This window comes from Neisseria sp. P0008.S004, assembly GCF_051962755.1.
GTDB lineage: Bacteria > Pseudomonadota > Gammaproteobacteria > Burkholderiales > Neisseriaceae > Neisseria > Neisseria subflava_A.
The window spans coordinates 1-237 of the sequence record NZ_JBQCUZ010000063.1; the positions used below are offsets into that span (position 1 = coordinate 1).

General features: G+C 56.1%; 1 protein-coding gene. It reads right to left on the reverse strand.

Annotated features, from left to right (window positions below; all coding sequences use genetic code 11):
• Window positions 1–225 (reverse strand): HPr family phosphocarrier protein (locus tag ACTHSW_RS10950; RefSeq protein WP_440373933.1); only part of this gene is annotated, 225 nt, incomplete at its 3' end.
• Window positions 226–237: the final 12 nt, after the last annotated feature.

Consider the following 237-nt stretch of genomic DNA (forward strand, 5'->3'; position numbering starts at 1 on the left):
CTGCATGGCGGCGGCTTCGTCTGCGCCTTCTGTTTCCAGTTCAATCACGGTACCGTTGGCGGCGGCCAGCATCATCAGGCCCATGATGCTTTTACCGTTGACGCGGTTGCCGGTTTTGGTGACCCAGACTTCGCTTTGGAATTGGGAGGCGGTTTGGGTGACTTTGCTGGAAGCGCGCGCGTGCAGGCCGAGTTTGTTGATGATTTCGATTTCTTGTTTGAGCATGGATGTCCCCTA